General features: G+C 62.7%; 20 protein-coding genes. 18 read left to right on the top strand and 2 right to left on the bottom strand.

The annotated features are described in order from the left end of the window. Positions 1-328: 328 nt before the first annotated feature. Positions 329-1,987, bottom strand: coding sequence for a CTP synthase (locus tag FDY95_RS18635; protein WP_138080039.1), 1,659 nt, complete (start codon positions 1,985-1,987; stop codon positions 329-331). Between the two features lie 153 nt (positions 1,988-2,140). Between FDY95_RS18635 and FDY95_RS18630 the strand changes: the two genes are divergently transcribed. The 16 genes from FDY95_RS18630 to lepB all read left to right on the top strand — a co-directional run bounded on the left by FDY95_RS18630 (position 2,141) and on the right by lepB (position 14,297). Then, on the top strand, positions 2,141-2,848 hold the full coding sequence (locus FDY95_RS18630; RefSeq protein ID WP_138080038.1) for a phospholipase D family protein: 708 nt from the start codon (positions 2,141-2,143) through the stop codon (positions 2,846-2,848). Between the two features lie 101 nt (positions 2,849-2,949). Continuing rightward, complete coding sequence (locus FDY95_RS18625) at positions 2,950-3,396, top strand: hypothetical protein (protein WP_138080037.1); 447 nt, start codon at positions 2,950-2,952, stop codon at positions 3,394-3,396. Between the two features lie 107 nt (positions 3,397-3,503). Continuing rightward, positions 3,504-4,106 carry a helix-turn-helix domain-containing protein gene (locus FDY95_RS18620; protein WP_138080036.1) on the top strand — a complete coding sequence of 201 codons (603 nt, stop codon included), beginning with the start codon at positions 3,504-3,506 and terminating at the stop codon, positions 4,104-4,106. Positions 4,107-4,247: 141 nt separating this feature from the next. After that, positions 4,248-4,655 carry a hypothetical protein gene (locus FDY95_RS18615; RefSeq protein WP_138080035.1) on the top strand — a complete coding sequence of 136 codons (408 nt, stop codon included), beginning with the start codon at positions 4,248-4,250 and terminating at the stop codon, positions 4,653-4,655. A 320-nt stretch (positions 4,656-4,975) separates the two neighbouring features. Further along, a complete protein-coding gene (locus FDY95_RS18610) occupies positions 4,976-5,620 on the top strand; it encodes a SanA/YdcF family protein (RefSeq protein WP_138080034.1) in 645 nt (214 codons plus the stop codon). A gap of 127 nt (positions 5,621-5,747) precedes the next feature. Beyond that, entirely contained in the window at positions 5,748-6,272 is a 525-nt protein-coding gene (locus FDY95_RS18605) for a DUF4240 domain-containing protein (RefSeq protein ID WP_171025742.1), read from the top strand. Positions 6,273-6,350: 78 nt separating this feature from the next. Further along, a complete protein-coding gene (gene arr, locus FDY95_RS18600; RefSeq protein WP_138080032.1) occupies positions 6,351-6,776 on the top strand; it encodes an NAD(+)--rifampin ADP-ribosyltransferase in 426 nt (141 codons plus the stop codon). Positions 6,777-6,828: 52 nt separating this feature from the next. Then, positions 6,829-7,176, top strand: a complete 348-nt coding sequence (locus tag FDY95_RS18595; RefSeq protein ID WP_138080031.1) for a nuclear transport factor 2 family protein — start codon at positions 6,829-6,831, stop codon at positions 7,174-7,176. Positions 7,177-7,336: 160 nt separating this feature from the next. Beyond that, complete coding sequence (locus FDY95_RS18590; protein WP_138080030.1) at positions 7,337-7,732, top strand: RidA family protein; 396 nt, start codon at positions 7,337-7,339, stop codon at positions 7,730-7,732. Between the two features lie 121 nt (positions 7,733-7,853). Beyond that, on the top strand, positions 7,854-8,252 hold the full coding sequence (locus FDY95_RS18585) for an OsmC family protein (protein ID WP_138080029.1): 399 nt from the start codon (positions 7,854-7,856) through the stop codon (positions 8,250-8,252). Positions 8,253-8,601: 349 nt separating this feature from the next. Then, positions 8,602-8,817, top strand: coding sequence for a hypothetical protein (locus FDY95_RS18580; protein ID WP_138080028.1), 216 nt, complete (start codon positions 8,602-8,604; stop codon positions 8,815-8,817). Positions 8,818-8,911: 94 nt separating this feature from the next. Further along, on the top strand, positions 8,912-10,264 hold the full coding sequence (locus FDY95_RS18575) for a D-alanyl-D-alanine carboxypeptidase/D-alanyl-D-alanine-endopeptidase (protein ID WP_138080027.1): 1,353 nt from the start codon (positions 8,912-8,914) through the stop codon (positions 10,262-10,264). A gap of 245 nt (positions 10,265-10,509) precedes the next feature. Next, positions 10,510-11,463: a ParB/RepB/Spo0J family partition protein gene (locus FDY95_RS18570; protein ID WP_138080026.1), complete on the top strand. Its 954-nt coding sequence runs from the start codon at positions 10,510-10,512 to the stop codon at positions 11,461-11,463. A gap of 72 nt (positions 11,464-11,535) precedes the next feature. Then, positions 11,536-12,207, top strand: a complete 672-nt coding sequence (locus FDY95_RS18565) for a DUF5683 domain-containing protein (RefSeq protein WP_138080025.1) — start codon at positions 11,536-11,538, stop codon at positions 12,205-12,207. Between the two features lie 4 nt (positions 12,208-12,211). Then, the gene (gene dapB / locus FDY95_RS18560) at positions 12,212-12,931 is read left to right on the top strand and encodes a 4-hydroxy-tetrahydrodipicolinate reductase (RefSeq protein ID WP_138080024.1); all 720 of its coding nucleotides are present in this window, start codon (positions 12,212-12,214) and stop codon (positions 12,929-12,931) included. Between the two features lie 205 nt (positions 12,932-13,136). Further along, the gene (gene lepB, locus FDY95_RS18555; protein ID WP_138080023.1) at positions 13,137-14,297 is read left to right on the top strand and encodes a signal peptidase I; all 1,161 of its coding nucleotides are present in this window, start codon (positions 13,137-13,139) and stop codon (positions 14,295-14,297) included. Between the two features lie 226 nt (positions 14,298-14,523). Here the strand turns inward: lepB and FDY95_RS18550 are convergent, their stop codons facing one another. Continuing rightward, positions 14,524-15,186 carry a uracil-DNA glycosylase gene (locus tag FDY95_RS18550; RefSeq protein WP_138080022.1) on the bottom strand — a complete coding sequence of 221 codons (663 nt, stop codon included), beginning with the start codon at positions 15,184-15,186 and terminating at the stop codon, positions 14,524-14,526. A gap of 116 nt (positions 15,187-15,302) precedes the next feature. On the opposite strand from FDY95_RS18550, the gene apaG reads away from it, so the two are divergent. Next, entirely contained in the window at positions 15,303-15,689 is a 387-nt protein-coding gene (gene apaG, locus FDY95_RS18545) for a Co2+/Mg2+ efflux protein ApaG (RefSeq protein ID WP_138080021.1), read from the top strand. Positions 15,690-15,794: 105 nt separating this feature from the next. Beyond that, positions 15,795-16,598 carry an O-methyltransferase gene (locus tag FDY95_RS18540; RefSeq protein ID WP_138080020.1) on the top strand — a complete coding sequence of 268 codons (804 nt, stop codon included), beginning with the start codon at positions 15,795-15,797 and terminating at the stop codon, positions 16,596-16,598. Positions 16,599-16,822: the final 224 nt, after the last annotated feature.

Raw genomic sequence — 16,822 nt, 5'->3', positions numbered from 1 at the left:
GCCTAAGCAGTCCGGCGCCAACGAATGGAGCCGCAAAAGTACGTGGTAATCAGCGAAGTGACCAGCCCCGCCTAGAACTGCGCAGCGCGGCGCCGTCTGCAACAACCGGGCGCGGGCCGGACGGTGTGCCAAATTGGCCGGGGCGGGACTTGCCGAAGGATATGCTTCGGACAAAACAGAACGTCATTCCGAGCTTGTCGAGGAATCTCGCGTGCTGACATCAGGTAGTAAAACTCTCGTTGAACGAGAAGATTACTCGTGGAAGTCAGCACGCGAGATTCCTCGACAAGCTCGGAATGACGTTCTGGGTTTATCGTTCTGCCAGCCCTTACGCCACGGCCACCTGCTGCTTGCGGTGCTGGATGGCGGCGCGGATAAAGCGCACGAACAGCGGGTGCGGGGCCTGCACGGTGCTCTTCAGCTCGGGGTGAAACTGCCCGGCCACGAACCACGGATGGTCGCGCAGCTCCACCATTTCCACCAGGCCGGTGTCGGGGTTGATGCCCGAGGCCAACATGCCGGCGGCTTCAAACTGCTGCTGAAACTCGCTGTTGAACTCGTAGCGGTGGCGGTGGCGCTCCTCGATGCGGTTGGTGGCGTAGGCCTTGGCGGCCTTGGAGCCCTTGCGCAGCTCGCACACGTAGGAGCCCAGGCGCATGGTGCCGCCCTTCTGGGTGATGTTCTTCTGGTCCTCCATCAGCCCGATGACGGGGTAGGGCGTTTGCGCGTCCATCTCGGTGGAGTTGGCGCCCTGCCAGCCCAGCACATTGCGGGCGAATTCGACCACCGCGCACTGCATGCCCAGGCAGATGCCGAAGAACGGAATGCCCGACTCGCGCACGTAGCGGATGGCGGCCAGCTTGCCCTCGAAGCCCCGCTCGCCGAAGCCAGGGGCTACCAGTACCCCGTCGGCGCCGTGGAGCTGCTGGGCGACGGTTTCGGGGGTGATGTGCTCCGACTGGATCATGCGGACCGTCACCTTGCACTCGTTCTGGGCGCCGGCGTGCACGAAGGCTTCCAGGATGGACTTGTAGGCGTCGGGCAGCTCCACGTACTTGCCGACCAGGGCCACGGTGATTTCCTCGGTGGGATTCTTGAGGCGGCCCAGGAAGTCTTTCCAGGCGTCGAGGTCGGGGTCGTGGGCGCCGCCGACCAGCTTCATCTTCTTGATGACGCGCTCATCCAGCTTCTCCTTGCGCATGAGCAGGGGCACGGAGTAGATGCTGTCGGCGTCGAGCGACTCGATGACGCTATTGACCTGCACGTTGCAGAACAGGGCAATCTTCTTGCGCATCTCGGCCGGGATGGGGTGCTCGGAGCGGCAGACCAGGATATCGGGCTGCAGGCCGGCTTCGCGCAGGTCGCGGACGGAGTGCTGGGTGGGCTTGGTTTTCAGCTCCTTGGCGGCGGCCAGGTAGGGCAGCAGGGTGAGGTGAATCACCAGCGAGTCGTTCGGGGGCAGCTCCCAGCGCAGCTGGCGCACGGCTTCCACGAAGGGCAGCGACTCGATGTCGCCGATGCAGCCGCCGATTTCGGTGATGACTACGTCGAACTCGCCTTTCTGGCCCAGCAGCAGCATCCGCCGCTTAATCTCGTCGGTGATGTGGGGCACGACCTGCACGGTCTTGCCGAGGTAGGCACCCTCGCGCTCCTTGCGGATGACCGCGTCGTAGATGCGGCCGGTGGTGACGTTGTTGGCCTGCGAGGTGGGCACGTTCAGGAACCGCTCGTAGTGGCCCAGGTCCAGGTCGGTTTCGGCCCCGTCGTCGGTCACGTAGCACTCCCCGTGTTCGTAGGGGTTCAGGGTGCCCGGGTCGATGTTGATGTAGGGGTCGAACTTCTGGATGGTGACCCGGAAGCCGCGGGCTTGCAGCAGCTTGGCAAGGGACGCCGAAACGATGCCTTTGCCCAGGGAGGAGGTAACTCCGCCCGTTACGAAAATGAACTTGGCCGTTGCAGCCGGGGGGGTGATGGTTCGGTCTGGCATAACGGGAAACAAAGGTAGGGAAAGAGTTGGGCGGGGCGGCAGGTGGGGGCGGGTTTTGGTGGGGGCGGCTGGATTGACTTGCTTAGTTGTAGTGGTATGCAGACTTTTGTAGATACTGCCTATTCGGCGTTGCTCATTTTTTCAGCTTAGTACATGGCTACCTTTTTAACTACCGCTGGCGTTTCTCATGAACTTGAAAATATTATCAAGGGCGCCAAAACCCATATATGGTTAGTTTCCCCGTATCTACAAGTCTCAAAAACGCTATTCGAGCGTTTGAAAGCCGCTATCAATCGAGGAATAAAAGTCACTATTATATATGGAAAAAATGAGCTTAAAGAAGAACAATACGAATTACTGCGTATGTTAAACCCTATTGACCTTCATTTTTTCGTTAATCTACATGCAAAATGCTATTTCAATGAACACAGCATGATTATTACATCTATGAATATGTATGAATACTCGGAGCGTACTAATCGTGAGATGGGCATTCTTATCAATCGATCAACTGACAAAGACATTTACAATGCAGCAGCAAAAGAAACTCTCGAAATTTGGGATGCTGCTGATAAAGTAGAACTATCGACCCTTGCTAAACTCAAACAACCTGTATCAGCCAAAAAAGCAACCACATTTACAGCAAACTCTGTCAAGGGACTTTGCATTCGTTGCGAAAAAAATATCCCATACTCACCTGATTGCCCCTATTGTCCATCTTGTTATGGAATTTGGGCACAATATGGCAATGAAGACTACCTCGAAGCTGTATGTCACCAATGCGGCAAAGAAGCTGATACCAGTATGAATCGACCTCTTTGCTATAATTGTTTTTCTAGACAATCCTATAGTTATAGGTAGACAAAGCTTTTAACGGGCATGATTTACGCGGCGTTGAACTCGTTAGTGCCAAGCAAATCATAAATGAAAAATCATCAAATAACCATACATCCGACTTTCCTATGCCCATCACCCGCAACTCCGACCAGCGCAGCAAAACGCTGGAGGAATTTTACGAGGATTTCGCGGCCAATAAAGGTTCTACCTACGCAGCCGACTACGTAGCCGGTGGCCGGGACATGCTGGCCTTTGTAGCGATGATTAACCGCACGTTCGGCAAAACGCAGCTTTGGGGGCTAACGTCGCTGGCGCGGCTGGTAATTCAGGCGGAAGATGATTGGAAGTCGCCCTGGTACATCATCGTGGCAGCGTCGGCTATGCCGGGGCAGTACCTCTTCGAATACCGGCTACCGCCGGAGCGGGCCCCTTGGCCGGGGGCGACAGTTAACGGAGAAGCGAAGTCACTGAACGAAGCGGAGCGGTATCTGCTGATTGCCATGCGCGAGTGTGAAGGCTGGGCCGATAATCAGGAGTTACAGCAGTTGTTGACCAAATCCAGCTTGCTGTAAGCTTTCCTGAGTTGGTGTAGGGCTTGTTATAAACTTTCGGTGGCGAGGCAAAATATATAACAGCAGGTGTTATATATTTTGCCTCGCCACCGAAAGTTTATAACACCATGCCCCCTTCCGCATCTGACTCCGCCGTTACCGCCGTGCGCGACCATTTTGGCATCAGCCAGCAGCATATGGCGGTATGGCTAGGCGTGACCCAAGCCAATGCCAGCCAACTTGAATCCGGCCGGCGGGGCCTCAGCCCCGCCGCCGCCGAAGCCCTGGCCCCGCTGATTCGGCAGCTGCCACCGCCGGATGCGCCCCTGCCCGCTGCCGCCCCCCCTCCCCCGCTGGCTTTGGCCCCGCCCGAGGCCGGGCCGCTGGCCGCCCGGCTCGACTACTGCCAGCACCACGCCCGGCGGCTGCGCCGGCAGCTGCGGCCGCTGGAAGCCCAGGCGGCCGTGGCGGCCCGCTGGGCCGAAGCGCTGCCGGCCATTCGGGCCGCGCTGCCGCCCGACCCCGGCCCCGCTGCCAAACCCGACCCGCTGATGGACCGGGCGGCTTGGCACAACTGGTACCGTCACCGCTGGCTGGACCTGCGCCCCACGGCTCTGCCGCCCGACCTAAGTGCCCAGTACCACCTGTGGCGGCTGCAAGCGGAAGCCCTGGAAACCGAAGCCGCGGCGCTGCGAGCCTTGCTGCCGGGTGGGGCCGCGCTGCCCTTTTAAAACAATTCACGCCGTATAAGGCAATTCAACATAAATCACCCGGTTCAAACGACGGTTATTTGAAATAATGCCAACAATCAATACGTTTAGGCAGTCGTTTTTTCCACCATTTATCCCCGTTTTGTCGTCATGGCATACGATGTGAACAAACTAAAAACCCGGGCGCAGTGCCTGGACGCCAAAGAGAAGCTGGAGGCCGAGCTGGACGGCTACCAGAACCGCGACAACAACCTGGCCTTCCAGGACCGTCGCGAGGGCCGGGCCGATGCTTCCGCCGCTAGCCGGCTGAGCAAAGCCACGGCGCGGATAGCCCAGCTGACCGATCAGCTGGCCCAAACTGACCTGTCGGAAAAGGACCGGTTGCGCTACCAGCGGGAGCTGGTAACGGCCAACTACCAGAAAGACTTGCTGGATCTGCGCCCGACCAGCACCGGCGGCGTCGACGAGTTTCTGGCCGACGTCGACTCCGACCAGGTCGACGCGCAGGTAGCGCTGCTCACCCAGGCCATTGCCGACGTGCAGGCCCGCCACGACGCGCTGCCCGCCTAGCTTCTCTCCCCCACTCGCTACAATTACACCTATTGCTTCAAGCCCCCGGCCTCCAGCGGCCGGGGGCTTTTTTGCGCCCGCATCAGCCCTGCGAGACGTCTGGCGGGGCGAGACCTGCCAGCTCCCTACTCAGGTTCCAGTTGTACAATCCAGCCTATACCTTTGGCGCGGAAGAATGTTCGGCTGGCCGGCCCGGGGCGGCCCGACCAGCGCGCCGCCCCGGGCCGCGGGGCGCCCCGGGCTGGCCAGCATTTTCCGAAACCGCCCCGGGAGGCGAAGCCGGAATGGACCTTACCTGCACCTCTACCCTTAGCCGTTTTATGCGCCGCAACACCCGTTACCTACTCACGGCCCTGGCCGGCTGCGCCCTGGCGGCCTTCACCCTGTACTACTGCAACCGCGCGGTGGACCAGGAGGCCCGGGGCCGACTCTACACCCGGCCCGAAGCCACGCCCTACCACCGGGTGGGCCTGCTGCTGGGCACCGGCAAGTACCTGCCCAGCGGCGGGCTCAACCCGTATTACCAGTTCCGCATCGAGGCGGCGCTGGCCCTGCTGCGCGCCGGCAAGGTGAAGTACCTGGTGGTGAGCGGCGACAACGGCCGCCGGGGCTACAACGAGCCGGTGATGATGAAGCGCGACCTGGTGGCGGCCGGTATCGACTCGCCGCGCATCTACCTCGATTACGCCGGCTTCCGCACCTTCGATTCGGTGGTGCGGCTCAAGAAGGTGTTTGGGCAGGACTCGGTGACCATTATTTCCCAGCCCTTCCACAACGAGCGGGCCCTGTACCTGGCGGCGCGGGAGGGCATCACGGCCGTCGGCTTCAATGCCCGCGACGTGGGCCAACGCTTCGGCCTGCGGGTGCAGGCGCGGGAGCGGCTGGCCCGCGTGAAGCTGTTCGTGGATTACCTGGTGGCGCGGCAGCCCCGCTACCTGGGGCCCCCGGTGCTCATTCCGCGCTAAGGTCCGGTCGCCGGCTTGCCCCGACTTCGCCCGCGTGGGCGCCCAGGCGGCGGCACGCGCTACCTTCGTGGCAGCCGCTACCCAGGCCGCCCCTTCCCTGACCACTGAACCCGACTACATGCCCCCCATGCCCGCTGCCGCCTTCTGGCAGCTTATCGACCAAGCCGCTGCGGCGGCCGACCACGACGCCCAGGAGCAACTCCTGGTGAATGCCCTTGCGGGCCGCACGCCGGAAGAAATCATCGGCTTCGAGCTGACGCTACGCCAGTTCATCATCGAGGCGGACGACTACGGCATCATGGGGGCGCAGAAGATTATCGACGGCTACGTCTCGGACGACCCTTACCTCTACTTCCGCTGCTGGCTGATTGGCCAGGGCCAGGCGGTATTCACGGCCGCCTTGCAACACCCCGACTCGTTGGCAACAGTAGTACCTGGCGCCTACGAATGTGATTTTGAGAGCCTGCTGTACGTGGCCACCAAGGCCTACGAGCTGCAGACCGGCAAGGCAGAAGACGATACGTTTCCGCGGGGCGTCGCCCTGAGCCAGGGCCTGGACTATGACTTCATGGCTCCGCCGACCACAGGAGCCGACTGGGAAGAGGAAGACCTGCCGAAGATGCTGCCCAAGCTCTGGAAGAAGTTCCGGTAGCCTGACCTGCGCCCCGCCCCCCTGACCAGCGAGCGTTCAGCGCAGCATAACTCATTACTTACCACACAGCACTGGAAGATGGCAAGCGACATCATTCCCCCCACGGACCAACACGTGTTGGACGAAGGCCCCTTTTACCACGGCACCCGCGCCGATCTGCGGATTGGCGACTTGCTGATGGCCGGGTTCAACTCGAACTACAAGCCCGAAATCGTCATGAACCACATCTATTTCACGGCCCTGCCCAACGGGGCGGGCCTGGCGGCGGCCCTGGCCCAGGGCAACGGGCCGGAGCGGGTGTACCTCGTGGAGCCGACGGGCAGCTTTGAAAACGACCCGAACGTGACGGACAAGAAATTCCCGGGCAACCCCACCCGCTCCTACCGCAGCGCGGCGCCGCTGCGCATCGTGGGCGAAGTCACGGAATGGGAGCGGCAGACGCCGGAGCAGATTCAGCACTGGCGCGTACTGCTGGCCAACAACAAGGGGGAAATTATCAACTAGCCTTGCGCCGAGGCCCAGCCGTTGCTGGCCACCTTTCTACTTCCTTTCTGCCATGCCCGACACCAACAAAACGATTCTGACCCGAGCCAACGCCGCCATCAGCGCCGGCGACTACGAAGGCTTTCTGGCCCACTGCACCGAGGATACCGAATGGGTCTTCGTGGGCGAGCAGACGCTGCGCGGCAAGCCGGCGGTGCGCGCGTGGATGGCCACGGCGTATCAGCAGCCGCCGCAGTTTCGGGTGGAGCAACTGATTGCCGAGGCCGATTTTGTGACGGCGGTGGGCACTATCACGCTCCCCGACGACAGCGGAGCCGCCGTCGAGCACGCGTACTGCGACGTCTGGCGGTTTCGCGACGGGAAAATGGCGGAGCTGCGGGCTTTCGTCCTCAAGCCCTAGGCGCGCCGGATAGCCTAGCCGGTCCGTTTTCTGGCCCCGGTGCCGTGCCCGGTTGCCCTTGCGAATTGCCGTTGCGGCGCCGTCGTTTACTTGCATCGGCGGGCAGTGCCGCTGGGCCCTGGCCGTTGCCCCGTTCACCGACAACACTCCCCCAAGATGTATGGAGAAGCAAGCCCTAAATCCGTGGCGCTGGCAGGATAATTTCAACTTTTCCCAGGCCGTGGAAGTAAGCGGCGGCACGCAGACGCTGTACTGCGCCGGACAGGCCGCCATCAGTGCCGAAGGCCAGCCGCTGCACCCAGACGATATGGCGGCCCAGCTACGCCTGGCGCTTGCCAACCTGGAAACCGTCCTGCACCAAGGCCGCTACGACTGGCCGCACGTGGTTCGTCTGACGGTTTACACCGTTGATTTCGACCGGCTGTTTCAGCACTACGGCCTGCTCGAAGCCAAACTGGTCAACGTCCATCCCAAGCCTGTTATCAACCTGCTCGGCGTAAACCGGCTCGTCTTTCCCGAGCTGCTGGTCGAAATCGAGGCCACGGCCGTCAGGTAGCCCGGGCAACCGGCTGCTTCGGGCCCCACCCTTCGCCCCGCCGGCGCCCCGTGCCCGGGTCATGCCAGTTCTTCATTGCCGCGGTGCCCGTCGTTGATTTTCAACCCTGCCCTTACCCGCCATGCACCTTTCTGCCCACATCAGCAGTAGCGCCGAGCAGCTGCACGCCGCTGTGCAAACCAACGACGCGGCCAAGACCCTGCTGCTGCCCGCTAAGCCGAACGGACAAGGAGCAGCTATCAACGGCGGCGAGCTGCTGCTGCTGGCCCTGGCGACTTGCTTCTGCAACGACCTGTACCGCGAAGCAGCCAAGCGGGGCCTCGCGCTGACTGCCGTGCGGGTGGAATGCACCGGCGAGTTCGGGGCCGCAGGAGAAGCCGGCCGCCATTTTCAATACCGCGCCCACGTGGAAGCGGGTGCGCCGGCCGCCGACATCGAGGCGCTGCTCCGGCATACCGACCAGGTAGCGGAGGTGCACAACACCCTGCGTCAGGGCCTGGCCGTCACCTTAACCTGGTGAGTAGAGCAAGGGGCCATACCAGGAGCCCGGCCTGCATTGTTCTTCGTTCCGCTGGATAAGGTATGAGCTACAGCTGCTTGCGGCAGTTTTAGCTGGGAAGCGCCTTGCGTCGCGCATATCGTATACTTATTAAAAGAATTTATTTACTTTATAAATACATCAACCCAATCAAAAGCCCGTATACCACAGCCCGCTGGCACTGGCTACACCAGCTTATGCTTCGCCAGAGCCGCTGCAATAGTCCTTTTTGCCCTTACCGGACTGACTCTTGGTAAGTTTTTCGATGGGCTGAGCAACCGGTGTCTTCGCTGTCACCAAACCTGTTTTCTCACCACTCCAACCCTACCCTATGAAACTCGCTACGCTGTTACTGCTACTGCTGGCCACGGCTTCCGTGCAAACCTTTGCCGCTCCCCTGCCCGACGACCCGGACAAAACCACGACGGAAACCAGCAAGCCCAAAGTCAAGAAGGCCGCCAAGGCCCGGGCCCCGCTGTTTTCCCGCCGCAAAGCCAAGGAGTCGAGCTACACCCGCGCCATGCGCCGCAACGAGCTGCTGCGCTAATCCCGCTCCCCCACCTGCACTGACCAAAACGGGAATGGGCCGGCTCGCGCGGGGCGGCCCATTCCTACGTCATTCGCCGTAGCTTAGGCGCCCCATGCGCCGCCTGCTTCTGTTCCTTGCCGCCTGGACCGGTTTTGCCGCCGTGGCCCCGGCCCAGATTACGCCTCCCACCGCTCCGCCCGCCCTGCCCGCCGCCCCGGCCGACTGGCTGCTGCGCGAGCTGGACAACTCGCCCATTCTGCGCCAGCACCACGCCGGCCTGCAGCTCACCGACGTGGCCAGCGGCGAAGTCCTCGCCGCCTGGCACGCCGACAAGTACTTCACCCCGGCCAGCACCCAGAAAATGCTCACGCTCTACGCGGCGCTGCGCATTCTGCCCGATTCGGTGCCGGCCCTGCGCTACGTCGTGCGCGGCGACACCCTGCTGTTCCGCGGCACCGCCGACCCCACCTTCCTGCACGGCGACGTGCCCAGCACCCGCGCCTACCAGCTGCTGCGCCGCTGGCCCGGCCCCGTGGCCTACACCGAAACCCCGATGGCCGACGCCAAGCTGGGCCCCGGCTGGAGCTGGGACGACTACCCCTACTACTTTCAGCCCGAGCGCGGCCCCTTCCCGATCTACGGCCACACCGTGCGCTTCTACTACCGCCGGCCCGGCCAGAGCGCGGTGGCGGTGCGCCCGGCCTGGTTTAAGGCCAGCACGCAGAAAGCCCCGACCGGCGCCACCAGCCCCGACCACGTACGCCGCGAGCTGGAAGCCAACCGCTACACCTGGTTTCCCACGCCCCGCGCCTGGGTCGACGAGGTACCCTTCCGCACCGACCACACCCTGCTACTGACTTTGCTGCGCGACACTCTGAAGCGCGAGGTGCAGCCCGCTCCCTGGCGCCTGCGCCCCGGCGAAACGGCCAGGACGTACTACGGCCTGAACGTGGATTCGCTGCTGCGCCGCTGCATCCGCGTCAGCGACAATTTCCTGGCCGAGCAGACCCTGCTGCTCTGCTCGGCCCAGCTCGGCCACGACACGCTCAGCATTGCCCGTACGATGAAGCACGTGCGCCAGCAGGGCTGGCTGCGCCCCCTGCCCGATTCGGTGGCCTGGGTCGACGGCTCGGGCCTCTCGCGCCAGAACCTGACCACCCCGCGCAACCAAGTAGCTCTGCTGCTGGAGCTGCACAAGCTGGTGCCCGAGGCCCGGCTGTTCGACCTACTGGCCGCTGGCGGCCGGCAGGGCACCCTCAAGCGCGCCTACCGCGACCCGAAAGGGCTGTGGTTCTGGGGCAAGACCGGCACGCTCACCAACAACCATAACCTTTGCGGCTACCTGCGCACCCGTTCGGGCCGTTTGCTGGCCGTGAGCTTCATGAACAACAACCACCTGGCCGAAACCAGCGTCATCCGCCGCGAAATGGAGCGGGTGCTCACGCTGGTACGCGAGCAGCTGTAACGGGTAACAAGTGACAGGCGACAAGTAACACGTCGTCAGGCTATCCGGGCTTCAGCTGCGCGGCCGGTTAGCAGGGCTGATCAAGCCGAAACGAGAAAATGTTCCACGAACAAAATTCTAACAATCAGCAATTTAACAATCACACACCCCAACGTTCCACAAAATTAATCAAAGGTTTCACGGCGGTTTCTGCTATTTTTGGTTTTACATCGGCTGGTAATTGGCCGATGGCCCTCAGAGTGAGTATGTCAGAGAAGCACGAAGAGAAACCCACCCCGACGACGCCGCTGCCCAAGCGCCGCGTGGGGGGCCTGGGCCGCGGGTTGAATGCCCTCATCGAGGGTAGCTACGAGAAAAAGAGCGAGCGGCTGGGCCTGGTGCCCCACCCCGCCAATTCCGTCGGGCTGATTCCGACCGAGCAGATCGAGGCTAACCCCTACCAGCCCCGCACGCACTTCGACCAGGAGGCGCTGCAGGAGCTGGCCGAGAGCATCAAGGTGCAGGGCATCATCCAGCCCGTGACGGTGCGCCAGATCGGCCCGGCGGCCTACCAGCTGATTTCGGGGGAGCGGCGCCTGCAGGCCTCGCGCCTGGCGGGCCTGGAGGCCATTCCGGCCTACATCCGCAAGGCCGACGACCAGCAGATGCTGGAAATGGCGCTGATTGAGAACATTCAGCGCGAAAACCTCAACGCCATCGAAATTGCCCTCAGCTACCAGCGCCTGGTGAGCGAGTGCAACCTGAAGCAGGAAGAACTGGGCGACCGGGTGGGCAAGAACCGCTCGACCGTAACCAACTACCTGCGCCTGCTTAAGCTGCCGCCCGAAATTCAGATCGGCCTGCGCGACAGCGTCATTTCGATGGGCCACGCCCGCGCCCTGCTCAGCGTCGACGACGCGGCGGCGCAGCTGAATCTGTTCCGGCGCATCGTGACGGAGGAAATGTCGGTGCGGCGGGTGGAGCAGCTGGTGCGCCAGGGCGTATCGGCCCCGGCGGCCAAGAACGACGCCAACGCCCCGGCCGCGGAGCAGCCGCTGGTGCCGGTGGCCGAAATCAAGCGCGCCGAGCGGCATTTGTCCGACCGGTTCGGTTCGCGCGTACAAGTGAAACCCACGCCGCAGGGCCGGGGCGAGATTCGCATCAGCTTCGACTCGGCCGAAGACATGCACCGCATCATCAGCATACTGCAACCGGCGTAAGCGCCGTTGTGGGGAGCAATTATGAGCAACCCAAGTTTTAGTTGGCTTCGAAAGGCCCCATTGCTACCGGCAGTGGGGCTGTTTTGTCTGGCTGCCCCGGCGGCCCGGGCCCAAACCGTCACGGCCGGGCCCGACTCGGTGCAGGTGCAGGCCGGCCCCACCGTAGCCGACTCGTTGCGCCGCAACCAGCGCCTGCTGGGCTGGCGCGTGACGCGCCCGCAGAAGGCCACCATCCTGGCCGCCGTGCTGCCCGGAGCCGGGCAGGTCTACAACCACAAGTACTGGAAGCTGCCGCTGGTGTACGGGGCGCTGGGCGGCACCGTCTACGGCGAGATATTCTACTTTTCGCGCTACATCGAGTTTCGCGACGGCTACCGGGCCCGGCTGAAACGCTCATCCGGCGAGGACCCCAACGCCGTGGACCCCGGTCCGACTACCGGCAGCCACTCCGGTAATACGGCCATCTACCCCTACACGCCCCAGGGCAACGCCAACCAGTTCAACGCCCTGCGCTTCTACCGCACCCAGCGCGACGTGTTCTTCGCCTACATCGGCCTGGCCTACGGCGCGCAGATTCTCGACGCGTTGGTGGACGCGCACCTGCACGACTTCGACGTGAGCGACAACCTCTCGCTGAACGTGCAGCCCTACGCCCTGCCGGTGCCCGGCAGCCCGTCGTTCGGGCTGGCCTTTACCTTTACCCCGCGCACGGCCGCGAAATCCGTCGTGCCGCGCCGCTTCTGACACCATGAACATTCTCCTGATTGGCTACGGCAAAATGGGCCGGGCCATTGAAGCCTTAGCCCTGAGCCGCGGGCACCAGATTGCCGGCGTCATCGACCCCTCACGCCCCGACGTGAAGCTGGACCAGTTTGGCCCGCACAACGCCGACGTGGCCATCGAATTCACCCACCCCGACGCGGCCTTTGCCAACGTGCAGGCCTGCCTGCGCCAGGGGCTGCCGGTGGTGTGCGGCTCCACGGGCTGGCTGCACCACTTCGGCGAGGCCAAAGCCCTGGCCCAGGAGAAGGGCGGCGCGCTGTTCTACGCCTCCAACTACAGCGTGGGCGTGAACCTCTTCTTCCACTTCAACGAGTACATCGCGGCCAAAATGCACCAGTTCGGCGGCTACGACGTGCAGGTGCGCGAAATTCACCACGTGCACAAGGTGGACCAGCCCAGCGGCACGGCCCTGACCACGGCCGAAGGCATCCTGCGCCACTACCCCGAGAAGAAGCGCTGGCGCAACGACCCGGCCCAGGCCCCGGACGAGCTGGCCATCATTTCGGAGCGCCTGGCCGAAACGGTGGGCACGCACATCGTCACCTACTCCTCGCCCGTCGACGTGCTGGAGCTGAAGCACGAGGCCCTCTCGCGCGAAGGCTTCGCCCACGGCGCGGTGCTGGCCGCCGAGTGGCTGCCCGGCAAGCAGGGCGTGTTCGGCATGAAGGATTTGCTGGGGTTGTAAAAAGTAACACGTGACACGTAACCGGTGACACGTGTTGAGTGGCGGGGAAGGGCCGTATTTTCGGGCGCTTGCGCTGAAATGTGGTCAAGCCCCGTTATTCTTGCTGCCCCGTACCCGGCTGATACCTTTGTTTCAGCCTGCTTTTATTACCTCCAAACTTGTCACGTGTCACCTGTCACGTGTTACTCCAAGCTCCTCACCCCTGATGGCAGTTACTTTCTGGAAGAAAAAGCCGGCCGAGCAGCCGACCAAACCCAAAGGCTTCTGGCGCGAGTGGGGCGACGCCATCCTCTTCGCGGTGGTGGCCGCCACGCTCATTCGCTGGGCTACGTTTGAGGCCTACACCATCCCGACGCCCTCCATGGAGCACTCCCTGCTGGTGGGCGACTACCTGTTTGTGAGCAAGCTGCACTACGGCCCGCGCACTCCGCAAACGCCGCTGCAGGTGCCCCTGACGCACCAGACGCTGTGGGGCACGGGCATCAAAAGCTACTCCGACCTGATTCAGCTGCCCTCCTTCCGCCTGCCGGGCTTCTCCGAAATCAAGCGCGGCGACGTGGTGGTGTTCAACGTGCCCTTCGAGGACCAGCACCCGGCCGATTTGCGCACCAACTACATCAAGCGCTGCGTGGCCGTGGCCGGCGACGTGCTGGAAATCAAAAACCAGCTGGTGTTCATCAACGGCAAGGTGCAGCCCACGCCCGCTGAGTCGCAGACCAGCTACCGCCTCGACATTCCGCAGCCCGACGACGAGCTGAAAATGGCTTTCCGGGAGCACGGCGTGGTGAGCTATAACGACGCCGACGGCATTCCGACGCCCAACCCGATGTTTCCGACGCCCACTTATCTGGTGGACATGACGGCCACCACGGCCGCTTTCTTCAAGCAGCAGCCTTACGTGCGCGGCCTGGAGCGCGAAACCGCCGAAGCCGGCAAGGCCGAAGTCGACGTGTTCCCGAACAACCCCGACTACCCGCACTCGGCTCCGACGCAGCTGGTAAACTGGAACCGCGACAACTACGGCCCGCTGCCGGTGCCCAAGAAGGGCCAGACGGTGCAGCTGACCGCGCAGAACATTCCGATGTACGAGAAGATCATTCTGCGCTACGAGCACAACGACAACATCACGCTCGGCATCGGGCAGATTCTGCAGGACGGCAAGCCGCTGACCAGCTACACCTTCAAGCAGAACTACTACTTCATGATGGGCGACAACCGCCACAATTCGCTCGACTCGCGCTACTGGGGCTTCGTGCCCGAGGACCACGTGGTGGGCAAGGCCGTGCTCATCTGGATGTCGGTGGACCCGAACGGGGGCGCCAGCGGCAAAATCCGCTGGAACCGCATCTTCAATACCATCAACTAGCATACAAGCCGGTTTACCCGGCCGTCATTGCGAGCGAAGCGCGGCAATCCTTCCTCCAGTAGCACCGCCGCTACAATTGGCACCGCCCGAAACTGATTCTGCAGTTTCGGGCGGTTTCTTTTTCGGGCTGATGCGTGTTAGGCCGCTTGAGCCGCGAGAGGAAAGATTGCTTCGCGTTGCTCGCAATGACTGCAAGGTGAGCCGGCGCAGCTTCAAAGCCGCCCGGCTACCAATTAATCGGCGCCTTGCCGTGCTCCTGCAGGTACTGATTGGTCTTGCTGAAGGGGCGGGAGCCGAAGAAGCCTTTATCGGCGGCGTAGGGCGAGGGGTGAGCGGCTTTCAGCACCAGGTGCTTGCGCTGGTCGATGAGCTCGGCTTTCTTCTGGGCGTAGGCGCCCCAGAGGATGAACACCACGTGCTCCTTCTGCTCGGAAATGGTGCGGATGACGGCGTCGGTAAACTCTTCCCAGCCCCGCTTCTGGTGCGAGCCGGCAGTGGCGGCGCGCACGGTGAGCGTGGCGTTGAGCAGCAGCACGCCCTGCTCGGCCCAGCGGTCCAGGTTGCCGTCGGGCGGGCGCGGGGTGCCCAGGTCGTCCTCCAGTTCCTTGAAGATGTTGATGAGTGAGGGGGGCGTGCGCACGCCGTGCTGCACCGAAAACGCGAGGCCGTGCGCCTGCCCGCGGCCGTGGTAGGGGTCCTGGCCCAGGATGACGACGCGTACCCGGTCGAAGGGCGCCGCGTCGAAGGCGTGGAAAATCTGGTTGCCGGCCGGGTACACCGTCTGGGTGGCGTATTCCTGCCGGACAAACGCAATAAGCTCCTGAAAATAGGGCTTTTCAAACTCGGGCTGTAGCACCTTGCGCCAGCTTTCTTCTATCTTTACACTCATGCCTCTTGGGGTGACGGAATGCGGTTCGGCGGGCCAAACGTAGCCGAGGAGCGTACGTAAACCAAATCTGAAAGGCTGCTGTTAGCTCCATTCACACCTGTTGTCATTCCCGCGCCATGAACTCAACGACCACCCAGGGCGTCACCGTCAGCGTCTCGACCAACTACCTGTCGGAGTATTCCAGCCCCCAGCAGGAGCACTTCGTGTTTGCCTATAAAATTGACATTCGCAACCACAGCGAGTACACCGTGAAGCTGCTACGCCGCCACTGGCACATCTACGACGCCAACGGCGTGGTGCGCGAGGTGGAGGGCGAGGGCGTAGTGGGCCAGCAGCCCACCCTGGAGCCCGGCGACGGGCACCAGTACGTGTCGGGCTGCAACCTGAAGACCGGCATCGGCAAGATGCGCGGCACCTACCTGATGGAGCGCGTGGCCGACGGCCGTACCTTTGAGGTCGAAATTCCCGAGTTTACCCTCGTGGTACCGTTCCGACTGAATTAACTGGCTACATGGCCAAATGGCTGAATGGTTAAATGGCTGGTCGTTCTGGCATCGTCAGAACAATCAGCCATTTAACCATTCAGCCGTTTAACACCTCCTCTTCCCTTGCTTCAGCAGGCACTGCGCTACTTCCGCTACTGGCTCCGGTCGGGGAATGCCCACGGGCTGCATTCCCCGTTTGTTTTCTCGCTGTACCTCGACGTTATCTGCCATACCGGCGCGTTTTACCCCTTCGATAACATCGAGGCCCGCCGCGACGCCCTGCTGGCCGATCAGCGCCGCCTGCGCATCACCGACTACGGCGCGGGCTCCCAGACCGGCGCCGGCCGCGAGCGGGCCGTGCGCGAGGTAGCCCGGCACGCGGCCAAGCCCGCCCGGCTGGCCCAACTGCTTTTTCGGCTGGTGAACCACCAGCAGCCGCGCACCGTGTTGGAGCTGGGCACCTCGCTGGGCCTGACCACGGCTTACCTGGCCGCGGCGTCGTCGCAGGCGCGGGTTCTCACCTTCGAAGGCTGCCCCGAAACGGCCGCCGTGGCCCGCGAAACCTTCGGAAAGCTGGGCCTGCAGAACGTGGAGCTGATCGAAGGCAACTTCGACCACACGCTGCCGCACGCCCTGGCCCAGCTAACGCAGCCGCTGGACTTCGCCTTTTTCGACGGCAACCACCGCTACGAGCCCACGCTGCGCTACCTGGAGCAGTGCCTGCCCTACGCCACCGAAGAGTCGGTGTTCGTGTTCGATGACATTCACTGGTCGGCCGAGATGGAGCAGGCCTGGGAGGCCATCAAAGCCCACCCGGCCGTCACGACGACCGTGGACCTGTTCTTCGTCGGGCTGGTGTTCTTCCGGAAGAATGCGCCCAAGCAGCATTTCACGCTGCGTATTGAGGGCCGCGGGCTGGGCGTGTAGCGAAGCCGACGGTAAATTGGCCGTCATTGCGAGCGAAGCGCGGCAATCTTTCCTCTCGCGGCACGACGGTCCAACTGGCAGAAGCCGAAAACGGTACCGCCCGAAACCATAGTTACTTGGTTTCGGGCGGTACCATTTTCAGTTGGTGCGTATTGCGTCGGCGGAGCTACTAGAGGAAAGATTGCCGCGCTCCGCTCGCAATGACTGCGGGGTGAACCGCTGCT

The organism is Hymenobacter jeollabukensis (assembly GCF_005771675.1).
GTDB classification, from domain to species: domain Bacteria; phylum Bacteroidota; class Bacteroidia; order Cytophagales; family Hymenobacteraceae; genus Solirubrum; species Solirubrum jeollabukense.
Note: the sequence above shows the minus strand (reverse complement) of the source record. Positions and strands in the feature narration are given on the sequence as shown.

What these genes read in the sequence shown, in the direction of transcription:
- FDY95_RS18635 (WP_138080039.1), bottom strand. Translation starts at nt 1,987, where the DNA reads ATGCCAGACCGAACCATCACCCCCCCGGCTGCAACGGCCAAGTTCATT.
- FDY95_RS18630 (WP_138080038.1), top strand. Translation starts at nt 2,141, where the DNA reads ATGGCTACCTTTTTAACTACCGCTGGCGTTTCTCATGAACTTGAAAAT.
- FDY95_RS18625 (WP_138080037.1), top strand. Translation starts at nt 2,950, where the DNA reads ATGCCCATCACCCGCAACTCCGACCAGCGCAGCAAAACGCTGGAGGAA.
- FDY95_RS18620 (WP_138080036.1), top strand. Translation starts at nt 3,504, where the DNA reads ATGCCCCCTTCCGCATCTGACTCCGCCGTTACCGCCGTGCGCGACCAT.
- FDY95_RS18610 (WP_138080034.1), top strand. Translation starts at nt 4,976, where the DNA reads ATGCGCCGCAACACCCGTTACCTACTCACGGCCCTGGCCGGCTGCGCC.
- FDY95_RS18605 (WP_171025742.1), top strand. Translation starts at nt 5,748, where the DNA reads ATGCCCGCTGCCGCCTTCTGGCAGCTTATCGACCAAGCCGCTGCGGCG.
- arr (WP_138080032.1), top strand. Translation starts at nt 6,351, where the DNA reads ATGGCAAGCGACATCATTCCCCCCACGGACCAACACGTGTTGGACGAA.
- FDY95_RS18595 (WP_138080031.1), top strand. Translation starts at nt 6,829, where the DNA reads ATGCCCGACACCAACAAAACGATTCTGACCCGAGCCAACGCCGCCATC.
- FDY95_RS18590 (WP_138080030.1), top strand. Translation starts at nt 7,337, where the DNA reads ATGGAGAAGCAAGCCCTAAATCCGTGGCGCTGGCAGGATAATTTCAAC.
- FDY95_RS18585 (WP_138080029.1), top strand. Translation starts at nt 7,854, where the DNA reads ATGCACCTTTCTGCCCACATCAGCAGTAGCGCCGAGCAGCTGCACGCC.
- FDY95_RS18580 (WP_138080028.1), top strand. Translation starts at nt 8,602, where the DNA reads ATGAAACTCGCTACGCTGTTACTGCTACTGCTGGCCACGGCTTCCGTG.
- FDY95_RS18575 (WP_138080027.1), top strand. Translation starts at nt 8,912, where the DNA reads ATGCGCCGCCTGCTTCTGTTCCTTGCCGCCTGGACCGGTTTTGCCGCC.
- FDY95_RS18570 (WP_138080026.1), top strand. Translation starts at nt 10,510, where the DNA reads ATGTCAGAGAAGCACGAAGAGAAACCCACCCCGACGACGCCGCTGCCC.
- dapB (WP_138080024.1), top strand. Translation starts at nt 12,212, where the DNA reads ATGAACATTCTCCTGATTGGCTACGGCAAAATGGGCCGGGCCATTGAA.
- lepB (WP_138080023.1), top strand. Translation starts at nt 13,137, where the DNA reads ATGGCAGTTACTTTCTGGAAGAAAAAGCCGGCCGAGCAGCCGACCAAA.
- FDY95_RS18550 (WP_138080022.1), bottom strand. Translation starts at nt 15,186, where the DNA reads ATGAGTGTAAAGATAGAAGAAAGCTGGCGCAAGGTGCTACAGCCCGAG.
- apaG (WP_138080021.1), top strand. Translation starts at nt 15,303, where the DNA reads ATGAACTCAACGACCACCCAGGGCGTCACCGTCAGCGTCTCGACCAAC.